Annotated in this window: 26 protein-coding genes and 1 tRNA gene; 14 read left to right on the top strand and 13 right to left on the bottom strand. The window is 45.4% G+C overall.

Annotation, left to right across the window (positions count from 1 at the left end; genetic code table 11):
• The first annotated feature begins 64 nt into the window (after positions 1 to 64).
• Positions 65 to 949, top strand: coding sequence for an MBL fold metallo-hydrolase (locus NXS07_RS04060; RefSeq protein ID WP_258086204.1), 885 nt, complete (start codon positions 65 to 67; stop codon positions 947 to 949).
• Between the two features lie 140 nt (positions 950 to 1089).
• On the opposite strand, the gene NXS07_RS04055 is transcribed toward NXS07_RS04060, so the two are convergent.
• Both NXS07_RS04055 and NXS07_RS04050 read right to left on the bottom strand, forming a co-directional pair.
• Positions 1090 to 1905, bottom strand: a complete 816-nt coding sequence (locus tag NXS07_RS04055) for an MBL fold metallo-hydrolase (protein ID WP_258086203.1) — start codon at positions 1903 to 1905, stop codon at positions 1090 to 1092.
• A 74-nt stretch (positions 1906 to 1979) separates the two neighbouring features.
• A complete protein-coding gene (locus NXS07_RS04050; RefSeq protein WP_258086202.1) occupies positions 1980 to 2447 on the bottom strand; it encodes a prepilin peptidase in 468 nt (155 codons plus the stop codon).
• A 342-nt stretch (positions 2448 to 2789) separates the two neighbouring features.
• On the opposite strand from NXS07_RS04050, the gene rsmE reads away from it, so the two are divergent.
• From rsmE to ruvX, 4 genes are all read left to right on the top strand, one after another.
• Positions 2790 to 3521, top strand: coding sequence for a 16S rRNA (uracil(1498)-N(3))-methyltransferase (rsmE, locus tag NXS07_RS04045; RefSeq protein WP_238126101.1), 732 nt, complete (start codon positions 2790 to 2792; stop codon positions 3519 to 3521).
• 9 nt (positions 3522 to 3530) lie between these two features.
• Positions 3531 to 4490: a glutathione synthase gene (gene gshB, locus NXS07_RS04040; protein WP_238126099.1), complete on the top strand. Its 960-nt coding sequence runs from the start codon at positions 3531 to 3533 to the stop codon at positions 4488 to 4490.
• A gap of 91 nt (positions 4491 to 4581) precedes the next feature.
• On the top strand, positions 4582 to 5145 hold the full coding sequence (locus NXS07_RS04035) for a YqgE/AlgH family protein (protein ID WP_258086201.1): 564 nt from the start codon (positions 4582 to 4584) through the stop codon (positions 5143 to 5145).
• On the top strand, positions 5145 to 5570 hold the full coding sequence (ruvX, locus tag NXS07_RS04030) for a Holliday junction resolvase RuvX (protein WP_238126095.1): 426 nt from the start codon (positions 5145 to 5147) through the stop codon (positions 5568 to 5570). The genes NXS07_RS04035 and ruvX overlap by 1 nt, the downstream gene beginning before the upstream one ends.
• 51 nt (positions 5571 to 5621) lie before the next feature.
• Here ruvX and NXS07_RS04025 read toward each other — a convergent pair whose 3' ends face one another.
• The gene (locus NXS07_RS04025; RefSeq protein WP_258086200.1) at positions 5622 to 6623 is read right to left on the bottom strand and encodes a type IV pilus twitching motility protein PilT; all 1002 of its coding nucleotides are present in this window, start codon (positions 6621 to 6623) and stop codon (positions 5622 to 5624) included.
• 22 nt (positions 6624 to 6645) lie between these two features.
• Here NXS07_RS04025 and NXS07_RS04020 point away from each other — a divergent pair, with 22 nt between their 5' ends.
• Genes NXS07_RS04020 through hemW form a run of 5 tightly spaced genes read left to right on the top strand, consistent with a single transcriptional unit; the run spans position 6646 to position 10556 of the window.
• On the top strand, positions 6646 to 7347 hold the full coding sequence (locus NXS07_RS04020; RefSeq protein WP_038194049.1) for a YggS family pyridoxal phosphate-dependent enzyme: 702 nt from the start codon (positions 6646 to 6648) through the stop codon (positions 7345 to 7347).
• Between the two features lie 43 nt (positions 7348 to 7390).
• Positions 7391 to 8212, top strand: coding sequence for a pyrroline-5-carboxylate reductase (gene proC, locus NXS07_RS04015; RefSeq protein ID WP_038203178.1), 822 nt, complete (start codon positions 7391 to 7393; stop codon positions 8210 to 8212).
• 33 nt (positions 8213 to 8245) lie between these two features.
• Positions 8246 to 8809, top strand: a complete 564-nt coding sequence (locus NXS07_RS04010) for a YggT family protein (RefSeq protein ID WP_038194045.1) — start codon at positions 8246 to 8248, stop codon at positions 8807 to 8809.
• Between the two features lie 30 nt (positions 8810 to 8839).
• Positions 8840 to 9433, top strand: a complete 594-nt coding sequence (gene rdgB, locus NXS07_RS04005) for an RdgB/HAM1 family non-canonical purine NTP pyrophosphatase (protein WP_038221835.1) — start codon at positions 8840 to 8842, stop codon at positions 9431 to 9433.
• Complete coding sequence (gene hemW / locus NXS07_RS04000) at positions 9426 to 10556, top strand: radical SAM family heme chaperone HemW (RefSeq protein WP_258086199.1); 1131 nt, start codon at positions 9426 to 9428, stop codon at positions 10554 to 10556. The genes rdgB and hemW overlap by 8 nt, the downstream gene beginning before the upstream one ends.
• Before the next feature lie 180 nt (positions 10557 to 10736).
• Here the strand turns inward: hemW and NXS07_RS03995 are convergent, their stop codons facing one another.
• The 5 genes from NXS07_RS03995 to trmB form a co-directional block, all read right to left on the bottom strand.
• Positions 10737 to 11681 (bottom strand): siderophore ABC transporter substrate-binding protein, encoded by a 945-nt coding sequence (locus NXS07_RS03995; RefSeq protein WP_258086198.1) that lies wholly within the window; start codon positions 11679 to 11681, stop codon positions 10737 to 10739.
• Between the two features lie 122 nt (positions 11682 to 11803).
• Positions 11804 to 12526: a DUF2884 family protein gene (locus tag NXS07_RS03990; RefSeq protein ID WP_258086197.1), complete on the bottom strand. Its 723-nt coding sequence runs from the start codon at positions 12524 to 12526 to the stop codon at positions 11804 to 11806.
• A gap of 80 nt (positions 12527 to 12606) precedes the next feature.
• Complete coding sequence (glsB, locus tag NXS07_RS03985) at positions 12607 to 13533, bottom strand: glutaminase B (protein ID WP_155362257.1); 927 nt, start codon at positions 13531 to 13533, stop codon at positions 12607 to 12609.
• Positions 13534 to 13623: 90 nt separating this feature from the next.
• Positions 13624 to 13950, bottom strand: coding sequence for a YggL family protein (locus NXS07_RS03980; protein ID WP_038203189.1), 327 nt, complete (start codon positions 13948 to 13950; stop codon positions 13624 to 13626).
• On the bottom strand, positions 13950 to 14669 hold the full coding sequence (trmB, locus tag NXS07_RS03975) for a tRNA (guanosine(46)-N7)-methyltransferase TrmB (protein ID WP_038218710.1): 720 nt from the start codon (positions 14667 to 14669) through the stop codon (positions 13950 to 13952). The genes NXS07_RS03980 and trmB overlap by 1 nt, the downstream gene beginning before the upstream one ends.
• Before the next feature lie 243 nt (positions 14670 to 14912).
• Between trmB and mutY the strand changes: the two genes are divergently transcribed.
• From mutY to NXS07_RS03955, 4 genes are all read left to right on the top strand, one after another.
• Entirely contained in the window at positions 14913 to 15953 is a 1041-nt protein-coding gene (gene mutY, locus NXS07_RS03970) for an A/G-specific adenine glycosylase (protein WP_258086196.1), read from the top strand.
• A 29-nt stretch (positions 15954 to 15982) separates the two neighbouring features.
• Positions 15983 to 16255, top strand: a complete 273-nt coding sequence (locus NXS07_RS03965) for an oxidative damage protection protein (RefSeq protein ID WP_012989710.1) — start codon at positions 15983 to 15985, stop codon at positions 16253 to 16255.
• 152 nt (positions 16256 to 16407) lie between these two features.
• Positions 16408 to 17481, top strand: a complete 1074-nt coding sequence (mltC, locus tag NXS07_RS03960; RefSeq protein WP_238126057.1) for a membrane-bound lytic murein transglycosylase MltC — start codon at positions 16408 to 16410, stop codon at positions 17479 to 17481.
• A 151-nt stretch (positions 17482 to 17632) separates the two neighbouring features.
• Positions 17633 to 17708: transfer RNA gene (locus NXS07_RS03955), tRNA-Phe, on the top strand.
• A gap of 354 nt (positions 17709 to 18062) precedes the next feature.
• Here the strand turns inward: NXS07_RS03955 and NXS07_RS03950 are convergent.
• The 5 genes from NXS07_RS03950 to NXS07_RS03930 form a co-directional block, all read right to left on the bottom strand.
• Positions 18063 to 19070, bottom strand: a complete 1008-nt coding sequence (locus tag NXS07_RS03950; protein WP_238126055.1) for a tyrosine-type recombinase/integrase — start codon at positions 19068 to 19070, stop codon at positions 18063 to 18065.
• Between the two features lie 210 nt (positions 19071 to 19280).
• The gene (locus NXS07_RS03945) at positions 19281 to 20180 is read right to left on the bottom strand and encodes a TraI domain-containing protein (RefSeq protein WP_238126053.1); all 900 of its coding nucleotides are present in this window, start codon (positions 20178 to 20180) and stop codon (positions 19281 to 19283) included.
• Positions 20181 to 20389: 209 nt separating this feature from the next.
• Positions 20390 to 21079, bottom strand: a complete 690-nt coding sequence (locus NXS07_RS03940) for an N-6 DNA methylase (RefSeq protein WP_238126044.1) — start codon at positions 21077 to 21079, stop codon at positions 20390 to 20392.
• A gap of 95 nt (positions 21080 to 21174) precedes the next feature.
• Positions 21175 to 22092 (bottom strand): DUF1281 domain-containing protein, encoded by a 918-nt coding sequence (locus NXS07_RS03935; RefSeq protein WP_258086195.1) that lies wholly within the window; start codon positions 22090 to 22092, stop codon positions 21175 to 21177.
• 83 nt (positions 22093 to 22175) lie between these two features.
• Positions 22176 to 22718 carry a hypothetical protein gene (locus tag NXS07_RS03930; RefSeq protein ID WP_238126014.1) on the bottom strand — a complete coding sequence of 181 codons (543 nt, stop codon included), beginning with the start codon at positions 22716 to 22718 and terminating at the stop codon, positions 22176 to 22178.
• Positions 22719 to 22833 lie beyond the last annotated feature (115 nt).

Here is a 22833-nt window from a genome sequence, read left to right as displayed (position 1 = left end):
GAAATATGCAACTTATTATACGTGCCATTCAAGCAAATAAACATTTTGATACAGGAATTCAATAATGGCTCGCAAAACAACATTAAATATCGCTCTGGCGGCGACCCTTTCTCTGGGAATGGCATCACTGGCTCAAGCAACCGATCTCAAGTTAGATATCTACAATCCAGGTGAAACCGGCATATTTCCTGTTTCTTCTGAAATCATCAGTGGTGACCATGAAGTTGTTCTGATTGACGCGCAATTTAAAAAGAGTGACGCCCAAGCGCTGGTCAAAATGATCCAGCAAACCGGAAAAAAACTGACAACGATCTATATCAGCCAGTCTGATCCTGATTTTTACTTTGGTCTTGATGTGATCACGACCGCTTTCCCTGAAGCCAAAGTGATCGCTTCACCTGAAACCATCAAAGCCATCAATGAAACCAAAGACGGTAAACTGGCATATTGGGGTGGCATTCTGCAAGATCAGGCCCCGAAAAAGGTTATTGTGCCAGAGCCACTGAAAGGAAATACCTTCACCGTTGACGGTGAAAAGCTGATTGTGGAAGGTTTAGATGGCCCAGCCGCAGATCGTACTTTCGTTTGGGTGCCTAAATTGAAAGCTGTTGTTGGCGGCGTCACCGTTTCTGGCAATATCCATGTATGGATTGCAGATACTCAAACCAAAGTATCACGCCAGCACTGGATGCAGACATTAGATCGCATCAAAAACCTGAAACCTGACACTGTTGTACCTGGCCATTATGTGGGTAGTGCACCGATGACGCTGGAATCAGTCACATTTACGCAAAAGTATCTGACCACACTGGAAAAAGAGTTACCAAAAGCCAAAGATTCAGAGGCGTTGATTGCAGCCATGAAGAAACACTATCCAAACCTTGCTGATGAATCCAGCCTTGAGCTGAGTGCCAAGGTATTGAAAGGTGAAATGAAGTGGCCTCAGTAAGTTGAAAATATAACCATACAGGATTTATTGGCATATTTCCTTTGGGCTCCATGAATAACGTTATTCATGCAACAAACTTTAAAGACGATGCTGTTATTTTAATATAGCAGCATCATTTTTTATCTAAAAATAGAATAACATTAATCAATCTCAATTGACTGCCCAGTAGAAAGACTTTTAGCATTAGGTAACCATAACTTCCCCCACATACCACTACAGTGGCAAGCATAAACATGCTGTATATTTTCTTTTTTGATGTACTTTCTGATAGGCAATAGTTTAAACGGCGAAGCATAACGTAAATGTAGCCCACCAATAACCGCATAAACTTGATCAATGCCCGTTATCTGCTTACAAAATTTGATAATTTCAATAACACCACGATGCCCACATCCAATAAAAATAATTAACCCATGTCTAGATTTATAAATTAAAACACCTTCATCTTTGACAAAATCAGGAGAATATTTTCCTTCATCTTTTTCTCCAACAATAACGCCATAGCGTTTATTCTCTTCTTTTTTTATTTCTCCTGAATAGATAAATTTATCATTAATATAAGTCTCACCCTTTGAAAAAAAAGTATCAAATTTTCCGTAATCAACTTGTTTGGATAATTTTTTGAATGTAAGTGCTTTGTTGTCCGTGATTACCCAACCATAATATCTTTCATTTTTAACCTCAGGATGGCAAATAACTTTAGCATCAGTAGAGAAAAAAGGCAGCCCACCGCAATGGTCAAAATGGCCATGTGATATCACAACCGCTGAAACCTTAGATAAGTCGATATTTAATTTCTTTGCGTTATCAATAAAGCTACCATCTGGCCCAGTGTCAAACAGGATTGTAGTATCTTGATCCTGAATCAGTAAACTCAGCCCGGGTTTACCCGTCAAAACCGTTTTGTAGGGCGCAAAAACCTGATTTTCCAGTAGTGCCGTAATCTTTAATACCATAATAGAAATTCTCTTCTCCAATAAATAAGGTGAGAGAATGAACGTTTTACACCAAACCTGCAAGTTGCTCTCGATTAAATCCCCATGATATGGATACCACTTACTCTAAACCCCATCAACACTATCGCAGACAAACAAATATAAGGCCCAAACGCAATAAAGTCAGGGTATGTTCTTCTTTTAAACCAAACTATCATAAACCCGAACAATCCAGATGTTGAAGACAGTAACATCAATACAGGGATCGTTTCCATACCCAGCCATGCACCAATAGCAGCCGTTAATTTCAGATCGCCATATCCTATTCCCTCTTTCTTTAAGTTATATCGACAGACCCTATTTAATAGCCATAAAAATAAATACCCTGATATAGCGCCATATATCGCACTCTTGATCGATACTAAATTTTCACTGCTATTAAAAACAAGACCAATCCATAATAAAGGCTGAGTGATAATATCTGGCAATTGATAAGTTCTAATATCAATAATTGATAAAAAAATTAATGTACTACAGAAAACCATAATCATGATATTATCCATGTTGGCTAAACAATCCTTTATTATCATCCATGAAAATATTCAACATGGCACTCGTGAGTAACATCCCTGTCATTAAATTCCTTATCTATTTTTCTGACCGCAATCAGAACACGAAGAATATTAATTTATCACTCAGGTGGTTAGCAATAAAAAATCAGTTAAAACAGTCATTATAAAATAAATATGCGAGCCGGCTCGCAAGTGCATACCGTGTTCTCTGTGGTTTAAGAGATAGCTTGATCACGCAATCAGCGCTCATTTATCATGGCGATGAATCAATTTTGTGATATGGCTATTGCGTCATACCGGAAACATCCGGAAAAAAAGAAGGAAAGAAGAAATATGCGAATTCCCCGCATCTATCACCCTGAACAGCTCTCTGTAGAGACTGAAATCTATCTGAGTGATGAGGCTGCCAACCACGTTGGCCGGGTACTTAGAATGAGTAATGGACAACCATTACAGTTGTTTGATGGCAGCAATCAGGTTTTCGATGCAGTACTTATTGAAACCAATAAAAAAACGGTCAAAGTAAGTATTACTGATGGCAAACTATCCGATCATGAATCACCACTAAACCTGCATCTGGGGCAAGTGATGTCCCGTGGGGAAAAGATGGAATTCACAATTCAAAAATCGGTTGAGTTGGGTGTCAATACTATTACGCCATTACTTTCTGAACGCTGTGGTGTAAAGCTGGATGCGGAAAGGCTAGAAAAAAAATTACAGCAATGGAAAAAAATTGTGATCTCGGCCTGTGAACAATGCGGGCGTAACCGTATTCCAGAAATTCGCCCGATCATGTCACTTGAAGCATGGTGCATGGAAAACGATAGCAGCCTAAAATTAAATCTGCATCCCCGTGCCAGCCAAAGTATCAACACACTGCCACTGCCAGTGGAAAAAGTACGCCTGTTAATCGGCCCTGAAGGGGGATTATCCGCTGAAGAGATCGAAATGACGGCAAATCACCAATTTACTGATATCCTGTTAGGCCCTCGCGTCTTGAGGACAGAAACTACGGCACTCACCGCAATTACGGCATTGCAAGTGCGTTTCGGTGATCTGGGTTAAGGAGAAAGAATGATCAAGCTCGGCATAGTGATGGACCCAATTTCATCCATCAAAATCAAGAAAGACACAAGTTTTGCCATGTTGCTGGAAGCGCAGAAACGCGGGTGGGAAATCCATTACATGGAGATGAATGATCTCTATCTATATCAAGGAGAGGCTCGGGCCCGTACCCGCCTGCTCACGATCGAAGAAAACCCGCAGCAATGGTATCAGTTCGGCAGCGAGCAAGAGATTGCTCTCGATACCTTGCAGGTGATTCTGATGCGTAAAGATCCTCCTTTTGATACAGAATACATCTACGCTACTTATATTCTGGAAAGAGCTGAAGCCAAAGGCAGCCTGATCGTTAACAAGCCGCAGAGTCTGCGCGACTGCAACGAAAAACTGTTCACAGCCTGGTTCCCAGAATTGACACCAGATACACTGGTGACTCGCAATGCAAAAACCTTACGTGAGTTCCATCAAAAACATGGCGATGTTATCTTTAAGCCACTGGACGGTATGGGAGGAGCTTCCATCTTCCGTTTAAAACAAGATGACCCGAATACAGGTGTCATTATTGAAACGCTGACCGAACATGGCAGCCGTTATTGTATGGCGCAAAATTTCTTGCCGGCCATTAAGGACGGGGATAAACGTGTTCTGGTTGTTGATGGCGAGTCTGTACCCTATTGCCTTGCACGCATCCCTGCACAAGGGGAGACCCGTGGTAACCTTGCGGCAGGTGGGCGCGGAGAAGCCCGACCTCTGACAGAAAGTGACTGGGCAATTGCCCGTGCTGTTGCGCCAGTCTTGAAAGAAAAAGGGTTAATCTTTGTCGGGCTCGATATCATTGGCGACCGTTTGACTGAAATCAACGTCACCAGCCCGACCTGTGTACGTGAAATAGAAGCTGCGTTCCCAGAAATTTCCATTACTGGTATGCTGATGGATGCCATCGAAAAACGATTGGAAAAACAGCCGGCATAACAGGCTGGACAGCACTTGCCATTTATAATGTTGGCTCACATACTGTGAGCCAAATCACGCTAACATTGCCAAAATAATTATCAGAAAACACATGAACCTACTGCACCATTTTCTTATTGCCATGCCTTCGCTCTCTGATCCTTATTTCAACCGTTCGGTAGTTTATATCTGCGAACACGATCAAAACGGGGCAATGGGGTTAGTTATCAATAAACCTATAACCCAAATTTCTATCCAAAGCATCCTAGAAAAGTTGGATATCACTCCCGAAGATAGAGACGATAGCATCAACTTAGATAAACCCGTGATGGCAGGTGGCCCACTGTCTGAAGAACATGGCTTTATCTTGCACACTCCACAATCCGGGTTCAGTTCAAGTATCCAGATCTCTGATGAAACGATGATAACCACGTCCAAAGACGTGCTGGAAGCATTAGGTACGCCACGCCAGCCCGAAAATGTTTTAATGACCCTGGGGTATTCAAGCTGGGAAAAAGGCCAGTTAGAACAAGAGATCATGGAAAATAGCTGGCTGATCGTCAGTGCAGAATCCTCTATCATTTTCGATACACCCGTTGCCGATCGCTGGCATGAAGCCGCTTCACTGCTCAGGATCAATATTTACAACCTCGCACCACAAGCAGGGCATGCCTGATGAAAAATCGCACAATAATCGCATTCGATTTCGGTACTCACAGCATTGGTACCGCTATCGGACAAGAAATAACCGGTACAGCCAGAGCATTGAGCGCCTTCAAAGCCAAAGAGGGTTCTCCCAGTTGGCAACTCATTGAAAAACTCCTCAAAGAGTGGCAACCCGATCTGGTCATTGTCGGATTACCACTGAATATGGATGGCACAGAACAACTCGTCACCGCTCAGGCGCGTAAATTTGCCAATCGGCTACACGGGCGTTTTGGCGTTCAGGTTGAACTGCACGATGAGCGATTGACCACCATAGAAGCACGCTCTCACCTGTTCGATCACGGTGGTTACAAAGCACTGGATAAAGGCAAAGTTGATTCTGCTTCTGCTGTCGTCATTCTGGAAAGCTGGTTTGAGCAACAATATTCACAATAACAATACTCACAATGAAATATGAGTGTCATTGTGGAACAACAGCCAGCAATACTATTCCGCCAGCAATCCCAACGATTCACGCTGTTGCCGGCTTTGCTCATGAGTTTGCATACCGCAGGCAGCACCTGTCTGCATTAATGTCGCGATTTGATGATTTTTTCCTTCCCTGATCAAATGGCTGGCCGCTTGGTTGACGACCAAAACTTCATAAATGGCTACTCTTCCCCCCTCTCTGGCCGGAAGCAGTTGTTGAGAAATAACTGCTTTTAAACTTCCTGCCAGTTGGCTGCAGATCCAGCCCTTTTCTTCTGCGCTGAAAACATCAACCAAACGGTCTAGTGCCTGAATTGCCCCACGGGTATGTAATGTTGACAGAACCAAATGCCCTGTTTCAGCCGCTGTCAATGCCAAGCGGATCGCCTCTTTGTCACGCAATTCTCCCAGCAAAATCACATCAGGATCTTGCCGTAATGCACCTTTCAAAGCCGTTTGATAATCCGGCACATCCCTGCCGATTTGTCTTTGCTGTATCAGGCAATTTCGGCTTTGATGAACGAATTCTATCGGGTCTTCCAACGTGATAATATGTTTGTTGCCATGATTATTGAACGCATTGATTATCGCCGACAAAGTCGTGGATTTACCGCTTCCCGTTGCGCCTGTCACTAATACCAGCCCACTTTTCTCCTGCAAAATCAGACGTTGGATAATGTCCGGCGCATATAATTGTTCCAGAGTAGGACATTTATCCGCGATTAACCTCAATACCAATGAAACCTGACACTGTTGGTAAAACAGATTCCCTCTGAGCCGCTGTTTATCTGGCATTTCCACCACAAAATCAACATGACCGTATTCCTGTAACTGCTGCTGTTGTTCTTCGGTCAATATTTTTCTGCTCCATGCCATGAGGGTATCATCCTGCATTTCTGCCAGTTGCATCTGTGGGTACAGCACACCATTGATACGCAAAACCGGAACTTTCCCGACACAAAGATGCAGATCAGAAGCATTATGCTTTACACTAAGAGCCACCAATTTTTCCATATTCATTTTTTAATCTCCTGAGTCACTTATGAACAATATCAAACAAAATCTTCACGATGTCAGGAACCGCATAGCCCTTACAGCACAGAATTGCGGACGCTCTCCACAAGAAATTACATTGCTTGCAGTCAGTAAAACCAAACCTGCGGACGCTATCGCAAAAGCCATAGCGACTGGTCAGCGGGAATTTGGTGAAAATTACGTTCAAGAAGGGGTTGAGAAAGTTCAACACTTTGCCAATCATCATGATTTGGTATGGCACTTTATCGGCCCCTTGCAGTCCAATAAAAGCCGCTTGGTAGCAGAACATTTTGACTGGTGCCATACCATAGACAGATTAAAAATCGCCCAGCGCTTAAGTGAGCAACGCCCTGAAAACATGGCGCCACTTAATATCCTGATTCAAATTAATATCAGTGGCGAAGACAGCAAATCGGGCATTATTTTGGAATCACTGCCGGAACTGGCAAAGACCATCAATGCGCTACCCAATCTGGTATTACGTGGGCTGATGGCGATCCCGGCACCAGAAAGCGATTTTGAACGTCAGATGGCGATATTCCACCAAATGGAACAGGCGTTTATTGAATTGAAAACGCAATATCCACGAGTTGATACACTTTCAATGGGTATGACGGATGATATGGAAGCCGCTATCTCCTGCGGCTCTACATTGGTGCGCATTGGAACGGCAATTTTCGGTGCCCGTCAGTACAATACTCAACCCTAAATTAACTGGCCAAAATCAACTGATTAATATGCGAGACTATTTAATGGAAAATCGTAAAATCACCTTTATTGGCGCTGGCAATATGGCTCATGCCATTATCGCCGGACTGGTCAGAACAGGTTATCCTGCTGGACTCATCACTGTCTGCTCCCCAAATACAACCCGTCGTGACGTTCTGGCAAAAGAGTATGGCATCAACAGCGAAAACGATAACATTCGTTATGCCCAAGAAGCCGATGTCATTGTTCTGGCAGTAAAACCTCAAATGATGGAAGAAGTTTGTGATTCACTGCGTTCACAAATAGATTTCAGTCATAAACTAGTACTCTCCATTGCCGCTGGCATTCCTGTTAGCCGTTTTTACACGCTATTACAGGATCAACTCAACATCATCCGCATCATGCCAAATACGCCCGCACTTGTAGGGCAGGGGCTCAGTGGATTATTTGCGCCTGAACACGTCACTCAGCCTGATCGCCAGTTTACCGAATCGCTGATGTGCGGTGTTGGTAAAGTCTGCTGGGTCAATGATGAGAATGGCATCAACAATATTATTGCCGTCGCAGGCAGTGCGCCGGCCTATTTTTTCCTGTTCATGGAATCCATGCAGCAAGAAGCTGAACGTCTGGGATTCGATAGCCAAACTGCCAGGGAACTTGTCCTGCAAGCGGTTACGGGTTCGGCTAAACTTGCTGAGTCACAGGCAGATCTTCCTTTTGCTATTCTGCGCGAGCAGGTAACATCTAAAGGCGGTACAACTGCCGAAGCTCTGCGCATTTTTTATGAAGGCCATCTACCAGAGATCGTATCCCGCGCCATGCAGGCAGCAATCCGCCGAGCGCAGGAAATGGAAAAACTATTTTAATTCAATCAAGTGTCATTTAATCAGGGCTGCTACATGCAATTCTTAAACTTTATCTTTCTTACAATTCTAGATTTATATATTGCGGTTTTACTGCTTCGAGTCTGGATGCAATGGGTACGTTGTGATTTTTATAATCCATTCGCGCAATTTATCGTTAAAATCACCCAACCCGTGGTACGCCCATTACGCAGGGTCATCCCCGCCATTGGTCCTCTCGATACAGCATCCATAGTATTTGCCTATCTGATCGTTCTTCTTAAGATGCTGATACCTGCATGGCTCGCAACGGGACAATTTGTGATACCTCTCGCGATTCTGTTCCCTGTCGGGCTGATTGAACTACTTACCGCAGCCGGAAAACTCATATTCTGGCTCGTCATTGCCCGTGCATTATTAAGTTGGATCAGTCAAGGGCGCAATCCGGTTGACTATGTTTTGATTCAATTGACTGAACCGTTAATGTCACCTATCCGTCGTATCATTCCTGCCATGGGTGGCATTGATTTTTCTGCCATGATTGTCATATTAGTTCTCTACGCGCTGAATGCCCTACGTTACGATGTCATGGCGTGGTTAATTTCAATGATAAGCGGTTGATTAGATAAATAGATTAATTGGATAAAAGCAATGCAAAAAGTTGTTCTCGCCACAGGTAATGCTGGCAAAGTTCGTGAGTTGGCTGATTTACTGACTGACTTTGGCTTAGATATCGTGGCTCAAACCGAGCTGGGTGTTGATTCAGCCGATGAAACAGGCCTGACTTTCATTGAAAATGCCATCATCAAGGCTCGCCATGCAGCGGCAATAACGGGATTACCCGCAATAGCAGATGATTCAGGGCTATCAGTCAACGCCTTAGGTGATGCACCGGGCATCTATTCTGCCCGCTACGCAGGTATTGATGCTTCCGATCGGAATAATCTGGAAAAGCTGCTGGAAGCGATGCGTGATATTCCTGATGAAGAGCGCCAGGCACAATTCAACTGTGTGCTGGTCTATCTACGCCATGCAGAAGATCCGACTCCACTGATTTTCCACGGTCGCTGGTCTGGCATCATTACCCATGAACCCGCTGGCAATGGCGGTTTTGGCTATGACCCGATTTTTTATGTGCCAGAATTTAGCTGTACGGCAGCAGAGCTGAGTCGCGAACAAAAAAGTGCAGTTTCACATCGTGGACAAGCGTTGAAAATGCTGTTGGAAGCCATGCTTAATGCTTAAATTACCGCCACTAAGTCTTTATATCCATATTCCCTGGTGTGTACAAAAGTGCCCTTACTGTGATTTCAATTCACATGCGTTAAAGGGAGATGTACCATATCAGGAGTATGTTGATCACCTGCTGGCAGACTTACGTGCTGACTTGCCGATGATTGAAAATCGTGAAGTATCGACAATTTTTATCGGCGGCGGAACCCCCAGCCTGCTCAGCTCTGAGGGTATGCAACGCCTACTTGACGGAGTACGGGCGTCACTGCCACTCTCTTCGCAGGCAGAAATTACGATGGAAGCCAATCCGGGAACCGTTGAAGCTGGCCGTTTCAGCGCTTACCAGAAAGCAGGCATCAATCGAATTTCCATCGGCGTACAGAGCTTTGGTTCAGATAAGTTGATTCGCCTAGGGCGCATCCATGGCCCAGACGAAGCAAAACGGGCTGCACATTTGGCTGCCGACCTTGGTTTACGCAGTTTCAATCTGGACTTGATGCACGGGTTGCCCAACCAAACACTGAATGAAGCATTGGATGATTTACGTCAGGCGATTGAACTTTCCCCGCCGCATCTGTCTTGGTATCAATTGACGATTGAACCCAATACCAGTTTTGCTTCCCGCCCGCCTGTCCTGCCGGACGATGATGCGCTATGGGATATCTTCTCCCAAGGGCATCAATTATTGACAGCTGCGGGCTACCAGCAATATGAAACTTCGGCCTATGCCAAAGCGGGTTATCAATGTCAGCATAATCTCAATTACTGGCGTTTTGGTGATTACTTGGGTATTGGCTGTGGCGCCCATGGAAAAATCTCGTTTGAAGATGGCCGTATTCTCCGTACAGTCAAAACCAAGCACCCGCGCGGCTATATGCAGGGACGTTATCTGGATCAGCAAACTCAAGTGGATAATGACGAGCGGCCATTTGAATTTTTCATGAACCGTTTTCGTTTGCTGGAAGCCATGCCACGACACGATTTCAGGGATTTTACCGGATTACCGGAAAGTGCCATTCGTCCACAACTTGATGAAGCACTGGCTAGAGGTTATATCACTGAAAACGCAACGCACTGGCAGATCACCAAACACGGCAAGTTATTCCTGAATTCGCTGTTAGAACTGTTTCTTTAAAAATATAATCTGCACCTGCAAATATCAGGTGCAGTTTTTATTGACGGATACCCTGCAAAAATTGTTTTAAATCTCGCCTGTTTTTGATGGTAATGATATCAATATTAATACCAATCAACTCATTAGAATTTAGTATTCATTTCTCGGGCTAATTGAATAAAGAATCATTGATTTATGGAATTACAATACATCAGCAACCGCATTAACTTGCCGCGCCAAACTATCCAGCCCGCCGCCAGACAAATACCATAGATCAGATTGTAGATAAACGATCTTGCTATTTTTATAGGCATTGGTTGATTTCACCTGATCATTTTCAAACTGATCTTTTGTCAATTCGCCTGCACCAATCGCTTTGCTGCGGTCGATGATAAAAATAGCATCAGGGTTTGCCTGAGCAATCACTTCTGCCGTTACAACACGGGACTTTTCTTTATCTGTAGGAAGTGGTAATTCCGCACGCTGTGCTTTAACCACGTCATAAACAATTGCTTGGTTGTTCGGATATAAGTTGCCGGCGTTATGTAAAAGAACTAATACCTTACTATCTGAAGATTTGGCTTTTTCCTGCGCTGTGGCAATCGTTTTTTCCAGATCTACAATCTGGGCCTTAACCGCATCCTGCTTGTTAAATAGTTCACCTAATAACTTTAAATTGCTTTCAACAGACGACAAATAATTTTTACTGTCAGTATCTAAATTCACTGTTGGGGCAATTTTTGACAGAGATGGATAGAAATTCCCCTGACGCCCGGTAATCACAATCAGATCCGGTTTCATGCCAGCCAATTTTTCTAAATCCGGTTCTTTCATTCCCCCTGCATTCTGCATATTTGCTGACATATTGCCACGCACATATTCAGGGGCATTGCCGACAGGTAATGCGATAACGCGATCGGATAAACCCAGTTTTACCAGTGAATCATAAATCCCAAAATCAAACAGGACGATCCGCTCAGGGTTCTTTTTAACCTGTGTTTCACCAGAAAGATGTTTTACTGTGACGAAATCACCAGATTGTACTATCACGGAATTAGGGGTGAATAACACTGATGGCTGACTGAATGCAGAATAACTAGTGACAGAAAGTAGTGACGCTAAAACAACTGGCAGGATTTTTTTCATTGTTACACCTGAATTACGCATGTTAGTAATAAGTGACTCGCATTCTAGGTGGCAACACTACGATGTCAATCAAATAAGAATCAATTTCATATTGATTCTTATTTTTAGTGATGTGCAGTGATTTACTTAATAGAATTCATGAGATTGATGCGTAGTTGTTCCAATTGGTTAGCTTTACTGCAAACTTCGCCTTTAAAGCGGTTCAGCTCTTGTTCCTGCTTTTTCCATTCTGCATCAAAACCATTTTGCATCCCGCCCAATCCACCGAGAAGAGACATCAACATCTGTTTGCCATCACCATTCTGCTCACTCTTCTTACGGCTCATTTCGTTAATGCTATCCTGCAAAATACCGCCAAGGCTCTGCTGAATAAGATTCTGCCCTTCGGACTCCACCTTCTTAATGGCCTGAGAGTTGAATGCAACGCCATCAGAACGAGTTTCAAGTACTTTATCAATTTGCTTATTGAGGCCAGATTCCAATTGGGATAAACGGTTACGGATATTACTCTCCTTCCCCATTGTATTGACGACAACTTTATCCAGCGCTTGACGGGCACTTGTCAGATGGCTCAGTGCTTCTGTCTTAACCCACGGTAGATCCTGCCGAATAGCCTGCTGATATTGCTGAGCCTTACCACGCTGTTCTGAATTCAATGACAGTGCTTTACCGTTACGGAGCATAGAACCATCTGGCAAAATTCTCAGGTTTCCACTGGCTCCAACAATCTGAACCGACTTTGACGTGACAATAATGTCATCCTGAATTGTCGTCTGACAGTCAGAACCTGCCTGTACCTGAGCGACAAATAATAACGATGCAGCAATCGCGATTCTGCGTAACATACGTTCTCCTGATTTGCTTTGCCTGACGACACCCGGCCTACAGAGACAAGGGTTTCGGCTGTTATTTACTAAGGTTTGAACTAAAAAATAGAACGCCCGATACGCTCAGCCAATTTTTCCAATGCCGCACAACCCGCCAGTGAGTTACCGGAGCTATTCAGTTCAGGAGACCATACAGCAACCGTGAACTCCCCTGGCACAACACAGACTATTCCTCCGCCAACACCGGATTTCCCGGGCATTCCGATCCTGAAAGCAAACTCTCCAGAACCATCATACATACCACACGTCAGCATCAGCGCATTAATCTGTCTGGTTTGCCGAAGACTTAAAATTTGTTGTCCAGAACCGATCATACGGCCTTGATTCGCTAAGTAGATAAAACATTGGGCCAGTTCAACACAATTCATTTTCAAGGCACAATAGTGGAAATAAGTTTGGAGAACCGTGAGCACATCATTCTCAAAATTACCGAACGATTTCATCAAATAAGCAATTGCAGCATTACGACTGGAATGCTCCATTTCTGAACGGGCAACGATATCATCATAGCAAATGTGCTTTTGCCCAGTGAGGCTACGAACGAACTCCAGCATTCTATGCTTAGGCGCACTTAACCGTGATTGCAACATGTCACAGATAACCAAGGCACCTGCATTAATGAAGGGATTACGGGGAATGCCCTTTTCCAATTCCAACTGTACTAATGAATTAAACGGCTGTCCCGAAGGTTCCGTCCCCACTCGCTGCCAGATATCCTGCTCTTGATAGCGCGTCATCGCCAGTGTCAGGCTCAATACCTTGGAAATAGATTGTATGGAAAAGCGCTTTTCCGCATCTCCCGCTTTAAAAACCTGCCCATCAACCGTACAGATGGCCATCGCCAGATTATTTACCGCAACTTCTGCCAAAGCAGGTATGTAACCTGCCACTTTTCCTTGGCCAATCAAAGGGCGTACTTCATCTAAGATATCTGCCAATAACGAATTAGAGAACCTTACCTTCACCACTTTTTCTCCAGACAAACAAGGGCCCCAAAGGAGCCCCTGTATACAGCGTTATTTCTGTATAAAACACTATTTTTATGCAATAGCGAATCAATCCCACCACACATCAAACAATTCTGATAGGGCAACGTCTTCCATACCGCGATCTTTCAGCCATTTCTCCACCAACTGGCGATGTTCTTCGGTACATTTGCCGATTTTTTGTAGGCAGATCAAACCTTCCCACTGTAAATAGCCGCTGGCATCCAGCGCCAGACCGTTTGGTTCAACCAGCTCTTCAATAAAGGCATCAACTGTGCTGTCAACGATATCAACTGGTGTATTGGCCGGGAAATTCCACTTTACGGAAAAACCAAGTTCCTGAAATTCATCAATATGCAATTTTTTACGCAGACGACGACTACGGTTTTTAGCCATTATTTTACCCTCTTAAACATTAGATCCCATACGCCATGCCCCAAACGCTGACCGCGCATCTCAAATTTCGTGACCGGACGTGAATCAGGACGTGGTACATAATCACTATTTTCCGACACGTTGCAATACCCTTCAGCCTCGCTCATCACTTTCAGCATATGTTCAGCATACGGCTGCCAGTCGGTTGCCATATGGAAGATACCACCGATTTTCAGCTTACTTCTGATAAGTTGGGCAAACTCAGGCTGTACAATCCGACGTTTGTTATGACGGGCTTTATGCCACGGATCAGGGAAGAAAAGCTGCACCATTTCCAGACTCTGTTCCGGCAGCATATTTTCCAAAACTTCAATGGCATCATGACACATTACACGCAGATTACTGAGATTTTCATCTTCTGCGGAAGCCAGACATGCACCTACTCCCGGCACATGAACTTCGATCCCAAAAAAATTTTTCTCTGGATTCTGGCTTGCCATCATCACCAGAGATGCTCCCATTCCGAAGCCAATCTCCAGTACGACAGGCGCTTCACGACCAAAGAGTTCGCCCATATCGAACAGTTCCGGCTGATAATCCATGCCCATCTTTGGCCACACATCATCAAGTGCTTGCTGCTGACGACTCGTTAACCGGCCCTGCCGACGCACAAAACTGCGGACACGGCGCAAAGCCCTGCCATTTTCATCATATTCCGGTGAAATTACGTTATTTATCATGGTACTTTTTATCAGTTTTAAAGGCATTTGCTCAGGCGTCTGGGACGTTATGTACCACAGGGTTGCCTAAAGAGAGCGCAATTATGCAAAGGTGGCTGATTTTATCAAGTTCAGTGCCCATAAGCACAACTTTAATGCTGATTTGAGTAGCGCTTCGAAACAAAGTTCGGGTTTACACTGAGGTTACACTATGTTGCAATCCTGTTCACGAAACAATGATCATCTATAAAGACAATTATTCTAATGATGGAAGCCGAGCAATTTTCACAGGCGGTACTTGAATGGTATCACTGCTATGGTCGTAAGACCCTGCCGTGGCAGTTGGAAAAAACGTCCTATCACGTCTGGCTTTCAGAGGTGATGCTGCAACAAACGCAGGTCGCGACTGTCATTCCCTATTTCCAGAATTTTATTTCACGTTTCCCCGATGTTGCCTCACTGGCCGCCGCACCATTGGATGAGGTTCTGCATTTATGGACGGGTCTGGGTTATTACGCACGCGCCCGTAACCTGCACAAAGCGGCTCAGCAGATTGTTGCGATACACAATGGTCAATTCCCGACTACCTTTGATGGTGTTATTGCCCTGCCCGGTGTTGGCCGCTCTACCGCAGGTGCCATTCTTTCACTGTCTCAGGGAAAGCACTTCCCGATTCTCGATGGCAATGTAAAGCGCGTTCTGGCTCGCTGCTACGCCATTGCTGGCTGGCCGGGGAAAAAAGAAGTAGAAAACCAGTTATGGGATATAAGTACCCGTGTTACCCCAGAACAGGGCGTCGAGTATTTTAATCAGGCGATGATGGATTTGGGCGCGATGGTCTGCACCCGCAGCAAACCCAAATGTGAAATCTGCCCACTCAATACAGGCTGCATCGCCTACGCCAATCATAGTTGTGCAAACTATCCAGGGAAAAAGCCGAAACAAACCATCCCTGAGAAAACGGCCTATTTTTTATTGATGCAGCATGGCGACACAGTTTGGTTGGAGCAACGTCCACTTTCAGGCATTTGGGGCGGGTTATTCGCATTTCCACAATTCACAGATCAGGCTTCACTGGAGCAGTGGTTGAAAGACTCCGGTATCTCTCACAGCAAACCTGATCAACTGATTGCATTTCGCCATACATTCAGCCACTTTCATCTCGATATCGTACCGATTAAAATCGATATTTTATCTTTTGATTCCTGCATGGATGAAAGCAAGGGACTTTGGTATAACTTACGCCAGCCAGCAACTATTGGATTGGCAGCTCCCGTTGAATATCTTTTGCAACAGCTGGGATAAACTTTGCCCTATTATTTTGAGGATTTATTATGAGCAGAACCATTTTTTGTACTTTTTTGCAACGAGAAGCCGAAGGCCAAGATTTTCAGCTCTATCCAGGAGAACTGGGCAAGCGCATTTTCAATGAGATTTCTAAAGAGGCGTGGCAGCAATGGATGAGTAAACAAACCATGCTGATCAATGAAAAAAAATTGAACACTATAAACCCAGAACATCGCAAACTACTCGAACAAGAAATGGTGAAGTTCTTGTTTGAAGGGCATGATATTAAAATCGACGGTTATACACCGCCGGAAAAATAATCTTATAACGCCTGTCATTGGGTGACATAACAAATAAAAATCACCCAATTAATGAGGTAGGTTCATAATATTATTATGCATTAACATAAAATAAGAGCCTCTTTATCGGGCTCTAATATTGATGACATCCCAATACCTAACGGCATTGTAAAATGAAAAGACTGCTGGCTCTGATTCTTCTCACTCCACTCCTAATTTCCTGCTCTAGCAAAAAAGATATTGAATACAATGAAGCATACGTAAAAGATACGAATGGTTTTGATATCTTAATGGGGCAATTTGCCCATGACATTGAAAACATTTGGGGCTTACAAGAAGTTTTAATCGCAGGCCCTAAAGATTACGTAAAATACACGGATCAATACCACACTCGCAGCCATATCAATTTTGATGCGGGAACCATCACAATTGAAACTCTATCGCCTATTGAACCCTCTGAACATTTACGCAAGGCGATTATTACCACCTTGCTGATGGGTGACGATCCTGGCTCTGTTGATCTTTATTCTGACATCAATGACATTCAGATCAGCAAAGAGCCATTTCTTTATGGGCAAGTTTTGGATAATGCGGGTGAGACAATTCGTTGGGAGTGGCGTGCACGTCATTTTGCAAATTACCTTCTCCAGAATAAATTACAAAAACGCCAATCAGGGCTACATATGATTTGGACCGTCACCATTCAATTGGTTCCTAATCATTTAGATAAACGGGCACATAAATACCTGCCGATGGTTCGCAAAGCCGCCATCAAATATGGCGTTGATGAATCCCTGATCCTTGCCATTATGCAAAATGAATCCAGCTTTAACCCTTACGCTGTCAGTCGTTCTGATGCACTGGGATTAATGCAGGTCATGCAGCATACCGCTGGGCGAGATGTCTTCAAAATGCAAGGAAAATCCGGCCAGCCTAGTCGCAGTTATCTCTTCGATCCTGAAAATAACATTGATGCAGGTACCGCATATCTATCGATCTTGCAGAATATCTATTTAGGGGAAATCAACAACGCAACCTCACGTCGATATGCCGTTATTACCGCCTACAATGGCGGTGCTGGCAGTGTATTGAGAGTGTTCTCCAGTGATAAGAAAAAAGCGGCACAAATCATCAATACCATGGCACCTGGTGATGTTTATGAAACACTGACCAATAAACATCCAGCTTCTGAATCGCGCCGTTATTTGATGAAAGTGAATAATACCCAGAAAGTCTATCGTCGATAGCTGATCATCGATATCAATGAATGGAGAGGCACTATCCTCTCCATTATTGTTTAAATTTATAACTACTTGAACAAGTTGAAAGCACACAGATAAAATTATGCAGAAAGTCGTTGACGGATTTATCTGAATACGGTTTAATTCGTCCCCGTTAGCCCGGATAGCTCAGTCGGTAGAGCAGGGGATTGAAAATCCCCGTGTCCTTGGTTCGATTCCGAGTCCGGGCACCAAATTTTAAAACTCGCTTGTTGATAAGAAAATTACTTAACAAGCAGTAAGTTGGGGCGAAACCATAAAACTGAAAATGTAAGCAACGGTTTTTTTTAAAAGCTTGCATTATTATGGCGATAAATTGCCAGCAACTCAAGATATCAGGGTACTCGCTTTAGCAGGTACCCTTTTTCTCGATCTAAATAATGATTTCAGTAATTGATTCTGATGTCAAGTAAGGTGAAGACTTACTGGATGCGGGATCAGGTATTCACGCTTTTTTCCATCCCATCAATGTTGATACAGAGCAGTTCACACCGCCTCCTTTCCAAACTGAAATCCGCCCTGATTTTTTTCTATGACTTTTATATCGGCTATACGGAAAGATCCAGATATAAAGCCAGTTCTTGCGCCAATGTTTTGCCGGCTATTTCCATATCGATATCAATATATTCCATCGTTGTCACCACACTGCGATGCCCCAGCAAGTTTTTCACCATCTGTAAATTACGATCCGGTGCTTTCATCAGCTCCGAGGCCAGCGTATGACGGAAACGATGCGGCGAAATCGCGAAACCACATTCCCGGGAAAGGCGGCGGAAAAAAGAGCGTATGTGTTGCTTTTCCCTGTTAATGTCGTATTCGTAGCTGGTCATCAGGCCGTTATAGCGAAAATTCAGTCGCGTTAAGTCAAAAATGGGTTCTGCATTACCGATGCCACAGGCTTTAGCACGTTCTACCAATTGTTTAAGCCTTACCTTTAATTGCGGAATGATGGGAACCCGCCATTCACAATGGTTTTTACTGCCCTGAAGTCGCAATTCAATGGAATTATTTTCCAGATTGATATCCCGCAGCCTCAGGTGCAGCAGCTGGTTCTGGCGCATGCCCGTTAACCGGAATGTATCCAGTACCGTTAACCAGTACCAGGCAGGATACAGCGCACAATGCCTTCCCTGTAGGGTTACCTTGGTTTTCTCCTCTTCTTCATGCTGCCCCATCCGCAGGTAGAGACGGATTATCTGGGATTTACTCAACACTTTTTTCGTTTTCTTGCCTTTCTTGACCGCAGCATCAAGAAAAGGGTTTTTGATCTGAGGTAATAACTTTTGCTCTATTCCAAAATTAAAGATGGCACGCAAATGAGTGACCTTATTATTCCAGGTATGACACGACTGCTTCTTTTCATTCAGCAGGTGGCGCCGCCACCGTAGTATATCCCTGTGGTTCACCTGTGCCGGCAGCACAGTTTCTCCCATAAAGTTGATAAATACCCGCACCACCTTGCGATAACTCCACTCGGTTGCCGGTCGCAACATGTGTGAGAAAAAATACTCGTCCAGCAACTCATCCCAGCCCATTATTCCCTCATTATCCAACATATTATTGTTTCCTTAGTGTGTAATATTGTGTTCCGGTACAGAAACGACCTGTTAATCCGTGTCTAAAGTCATTAATACGTTAAATTATTTTATTTTTCATATCATGACCTTTTGTCCATCAGGGAAACAAGGCATTCCGGCTCTGATATGGTGCGTTTGGATAATTTCAAATCGTTATCGTTATCATTTGCATTATTTTTCAGCAAAGATTTATTCCTGTGTCTGAAACAATGACAATAATGTCTGGGTATCATCGGCTGTGTCGGGAACAGCGGCCGCTTCCGGTGTGGCAAGCGGAAAAACCGGATGGGGGGCGGATGATGACTGAGCGGCAGCAGAAACCGGTTCAGAAGGCTCAACGGATTTCAGCAACGGCAACGGCGACTGCACCTGCCCTGCGGTTTCCTGAAGCAACGTGCCAATCAGCGGTATTGCGAATGAGCAACCACTGAGATGCTGTACCAGACAACGCCATGCTTCCGGCACTGAAACCAGCCATAGGATGGCCGCCTCCGGTAACAAACAGGCGGCCAGCAACGCTTCCTGGGGGACAGACGGCGTGTTTTCAGGGGGGCAAAAGCGGAAACGAAAAGGTTTGTCGGGTACACTGACGCCCGGTTGCCAGTAATGCCCGTCTTCCAGCTCACCTTCCAGTTGCCGCAGCAGGGGCAGGTGGTAAAACAGGGCGGCCCAAAACACCACCGCCTGCCATAAAACATTCTGTGCCGCCTGCGTTTCCGGGGCCGCCCCCGGAGGCAGCATATGACCCTTCGCCAGCCGCACAGCACAGGTGGTAAATTTCAGCGTCAGGTCGGCAAATCCCCCGCGACCTGACCAGTCACCTTCCTGTGCTGCCGGTATCTGCTGAACGCTGCCCAGCAATTGTTTAATCGGCGCGAGGTAAAAACGCTGATACAGTCCTTGCGGTAACGCACTGTTTTCCCATAATTGCTGAAGACACTGGCGGCGCAGGGGGGTTGACAGCAGTTCATCAGCAGATTGTGGCCTGAAATAGCCCCCGGTATCGCGTGAACTGTCCTGTTGTTGCTGTGCCGCGTTTTGTTGGGCTGTTGCCTGGCGGGTAAAACGTGATTTAAAACGGTTAAACATCGCTTTTCTCCTGTTCAGATTGGGCTCAGTGTCTGCCAATCCCAATCGGGTACAAGGAAAAACTCTTTATGCGATAATGAAAATTAATCTGACTCGATTCACCCCTTATTTCGCTTACCAAAAAGACTTAATTTTCATTCTAACATCAATAGATTAACGCCATTTAAACGCAGAAAAGCGCCCCGAAAGGCGCGATAGTGAAAAAGGGATTATGCGGCTTGTTGATGTTGATATTTCCTCAACCGCTGAAACCAGTTTCCCAGATAATGGGCCGGGGTATAGCGTGAACGTTTGTCGTCACTCTCATGCAGGGCATTCCCGATAGTGACCTGGGCCGGTATCCCCGACAGGGAAAGCTGAATGTAGGCCATGACCGCCGCCAGTGGGTCAATATCAATCACCGACACCCACAGGCTGCACAACGGATCATGTCCCTGATCTCTTAACTCTTCCGCTGCGGCCAGCGTCAGACAGCCCGCCCCGCAAGCGGGTTCGTACAGGGTCACAAACGGCTGTTCCTGCAATAGTGCGGAAACATCCTGAAACTGCATCTTCGCCATCGCTCTGGCGACACTCCAGGGGGTAAAAAATTGATTGAGTCCTTTATCGCCCAGCCCCAGCTGCATAAACGTACTGCCCAGAAAATCACGGGGGGTCTGTTCCAGCCCAAGGACAACGTGGGAAAATAACTGCGCGAACCGATAGACATCCGGCCGCTCATATTTTTTGATGGTTTTCAGGTAATACTGTTCAAGCTCGTCGCTGTAACACACCCGATTGTGGATCGCGGCCATCATGCAATAGCAAAAGTCCCGGAAGACCTGATAACGATGATGACAACGGGCTGTCTGGTTAAACAATGAGATAAACGCTTTCTGGTGATCTGTCTGTGATGACATGTTTTCCCTGCATAAAAATAAAGGGAAAACACGTCCCGGGCGGGGAAGGTGTTTCCCCTTTCGGTTGAAATGAAAATAACGGTGTCAATAACGGATTACTGCCCAACGGCAATCGCGGACAATCCGGATTCCGGTTTCTCACCACTGACCAGATAGAGTACCGGACGATTTTCCCGTCCGGACAGACCACTGCCACTGTCCACATGTTCCCCCTGGTCATAGCAATCGTAGCCCCGGAGAGCACTGACCGATTCGCTGTACCAGTGACGGATTTCACAGTCAAACAGAGCAGACAGTTCCCCCATCAGCTCAGCGGAAGGCGGTATCCAGGGTGAGTCAAAACTCACCGTCAGGCTGCTGACATTCCGGCGCGCCCAGCGGACATGATGACCAAAAGGCCATTCAATCCCATAATGCTGATTGTAGAACTGCGCGGTGGTTGTCACACCTTTTAGAAATCCACTGTTACCGTTGATTTCTGCAGCAAGACAAGTCGGCCTAATCATCAGCATATCGCAGGGCTGGGTTGATTCAGGATACTCACTCAGCTTATCCCAGCACTCCCCGGTATTGATGTGCTCAGTCCAGCCCGCCACACCAAACCAGTCGGCATACTGGTTCGTCAGAACAGAGGCAATGACAGACCGGGCCTCTGCCGGTACACGCTCCCAGCGCATCAGGCTGAGGGCGGACTGGCGGTACAGATTGTCAATCAGTTTGATGTTCTCACTGCTGAGCGGCACATTGTCCTGCAATAACTTCAGCCACTGTTCAAAGCCCAGATTATGGGCCGTCGGTGTACTGGTTCCCCGCACTAACTCCGGGTAAGGCGTATAGGTCTGCGGTTTTGTCGGCTTCAATATCCCCGCACAACCGGCCAGAAACAGCCGCAGGCTTTGTAACACCGCCTGACGGTAACGGGGCATTTCCTCACCGCACACCCACTGCTGCATCACATCCAGGCACACGGATTTCCCGGTGATTTCCAGTTGGTTTGAGCACCATTCTGACATGTTTATTCTCCTCATTTTTAAGGTAAAAAAGAGGAACCGCTCCATCAGGGAGTCCGGTTCCCCCGATGGGTAAAAATTAAGGGTTAAGCGCTAACGAACGCACTGTGCAGTAAGATGTCATTGACTTCGCGGCATTGCTGATACCGCGAGGCAACCACATGCAGTGACAATAAATGCGCCTTTTGCCATAACAAGCGGGCAGCACGGTAATTCTCCCAGCCGTGCTCAAAAACCGCTTCACGGCACAGCCGTTGCCGCTGTTTTTCCAGTGACATACGTTCCGACGCCAGTGTGACAGGCTGTGCCCAGATAATGTCGGTATCGAACCGGCCGCCGAGCACCTTCCGCCCCTGACGGTCATACATCATGACCGTTTGCGGAATAAAATTCAGTGTCCGCTTAGGTTGTCCGGTTTCAGTCGCCCCCTCCCGCACAGGCCAGTCACCTGCCAGATGGATGGCGTTCAGTTTCTGCACGGCTTCCGTGATAGTGGATGCCTTACAGACCGTCAGTGTGCTTTCCTGCTGAGGCGTGTCATCAATCAGGCCGGTGACCTGAGCGGTAAAAACGTCTTCACGTAATGCAACAACAGCTTCATCCGGTATCGGTAAAAAAATCGGGTTCATGGTATGTTTTCCTTGAGTTAATATCAGATAAAGAAAACACCCGCCCGATATCGGGAAGGTGTTTTCAGCTCCCCGGTCAGGCGCTTAAGAAAGTAGAAGAATCAACGGCAGCATG

Origin of the sequence: Xenorhabdus bovienii, from assembly GCF_024721015.1 — a bacterium.
Lineage (GTDB): Bacteria > Pseudomonadota > Gammaproteobacteria > Enterobacterales > Enterobacteriaceae > Xenorhabdus > Xenorhabdus bovienii.
The sequence above is the reverse complement of the archived record's forward strand: the minus strand, read 5'-3'. Positions and strand labels throughout refer to the sequence as shown.

What these genes read in the sequence shown, in the direction of transcription:
- NXS07_RS04060 (WP_258086204.1), top strand. Translation starts at nt 65, where the DNA reads ATGGCTCGCAAAACAACATTAAATATCGCTCTGGCGGCGACCCTTTCT.
- NXS07_RS03930 (WP_238126014.1), bottom strand. Translation starts at nt 22,718, where the DNA reads ATGAACCCGATTTTTTTACCGATACCGGATGAAGCTGTTGTTGCATTA.
- rdgB (WP_038221835.1), top strand. Translation starts at nt 8,840, where the DNA reads ATGCAAAAAGTTGTTCTCGCCACAGGTAATGCTGGCAAAGTTCGTGAG.
- NXS07_RS04020 (WP_038194049.1), top strand. Translation starts at nt 6,646, where the DNA reads ATGAACAATATCAAACAAAATCTTCACGATGTCAGGAACCGCATAGCC.
- NXS07_RS04010 (WP_038194045.1), top strand. Translation starts at nt 8,246, where the DNA reads ATGCAATTCTTAAACTTTATCTTTCTTACAATTCTAGATTTATATATT.
- NXS07_RS03940 (WP_238126044.1), bottom strand. Translation starts at nt 21,079, where the DNA reads ATGTCATCACAGACAGATCACCAGAAAGCGTTTATCTCATTGTTTAAC.
- hemW (WP_258086199.1), top strand. Translation starts at nt 9,426, where the DNA reads ATGCTTAAATTACCGCCACTAAGTCTTTATATCCATATTCCCTGGTGT.
- proC (WP_038203178.1), top strand. Translation starts at nt 7,391, where the DNA reads ATGGAAAATCGTAAAATCACCTTTATTGGCGCTGGCAATATGGCTCAT.
- NXS07_RS03945 (WP_238126053.1), bottom strand. Translation starts at nt 20,180, where the DNA reads ATGTTTAACCGTTTTAAATCACGTTTTACCCGCCAGGCAACAGCCCAA.
- NXS07_RS03980 (WP_038203189.1), bottom strand. Translation starts at nt 13,950, where the DNA reads ATGGCTAAAAACCGTAGTCGTCGTCTGCGTAAAAAATTGCATATTGAT.
- mltC (WP_238126057.1), top strand. Translation starts at nt 16,408, where the DNA reads ATGAAAAGACTGCTGGCTCTGATTCTTCTCACTCCACTCCTAATTTCC.
- NXS07_RS04055 (WP_258086203.1), bottom strand. Translation starts at nt 1,905, where the DNA reads ATGGTATTAAAGATTACGGCACTACTGGAAAATCAGGTTTTTGCGCCC.
- NXS07_RS04035 (WP_258086201.1), top strand. Translation starts at nt 4,582, where the DNA reads ATGAACCTACTGCACCATTTTCTTATTGCCATGCCTTCGCTCTCTGAT.
- NXS07_RS03990 (WP_258086197.1), bottom strand. Translation starts at nt 12,526, where the DNA reads ATGTTACGCAGAATCGCGATTGCTGCATCGTTATTATTTGTCGCTCAG.
- mutY (WP_258086196.1), top strand. Translation starts at nt 14,913, where the DNA reads ATGATGGAAGCCGAGCAATTTTCACAGGCGGTACTTGAATGGTATCAC.
- NXS07_RS04050 (WP_258086202.1), bottom strand. Translation starts at nt 2,447, where the DNA reads ATGGATAATATCATGATTATGGTTTTCTGTAGTACATTAATTTTTTTA.
- rsmE (WP_238126101.1), top strand. Translation starts at nt 2,790, where the DNA reads ATGCGAATTCCCCGCATCTATCACCCTGAACAGCTCTCTGTAGAGACT.
- NXS07_RS04025 (WP_258086200.1), bottom strand. Translation starts at nt 6,623, where the DNA reads ATGAATATGGAAAAATTGGTGGCTCTTAGTGTAAAGCATAATGCTTCT.
- NXS07_RS03935 (WP_258086195.1), bottom strand. Translation starts at nt 22,092, where the DNA reads ATGTCAGAATGGTGCTCAAACCAACTGGAAATCACCGGGAAATCCGTG.
- gshB (WP_238126099.1), top strand. Translation starts at nt 3,531, where the DNA reads ATGATCAAGCTCGGCATAGTGATGGACCCAATTTCATCCATCAAAATC.
- NXS07_RS03950 (WP_238126055.1), bottom strand. Translation starts at nt 19,070, where the DNA reads ATGTTGGATAATGAGGGAATAATGGGCTGGGATGAGTTGCTGGACGAG.
- NXS07_RS03965 (WP_012989710.1), top strand. Translation starts at nt 15,983, where the DNA reads ATGAGCAGAACCATTTTTTGTACTTTTTTGCAACGAGAAGCCGAAGGC.
- NXS07_RS03995 (WP_258086198.1), bottom strand. Translation starts at nt 11,681, where the DNA reads ATGAAAAAAATCCTGCCAGTTGTTTTAGCGTCACTACTTTCTGTCACT.
- ruvX (WP_238126095.1), top strand. Translation starts at nt 5,145, where the DNA reads ATGAAAAATCGCACAATAATCGCATTCGATTTCGGTACTCACAGCATT.
- trmB (WP_038218710.1), bottom strand. Translation starts at nt 14,669, where the DNA reads ATGATAAATAACGTAATTTCACCGGAATATGATGAAAATGGCAGGGCT.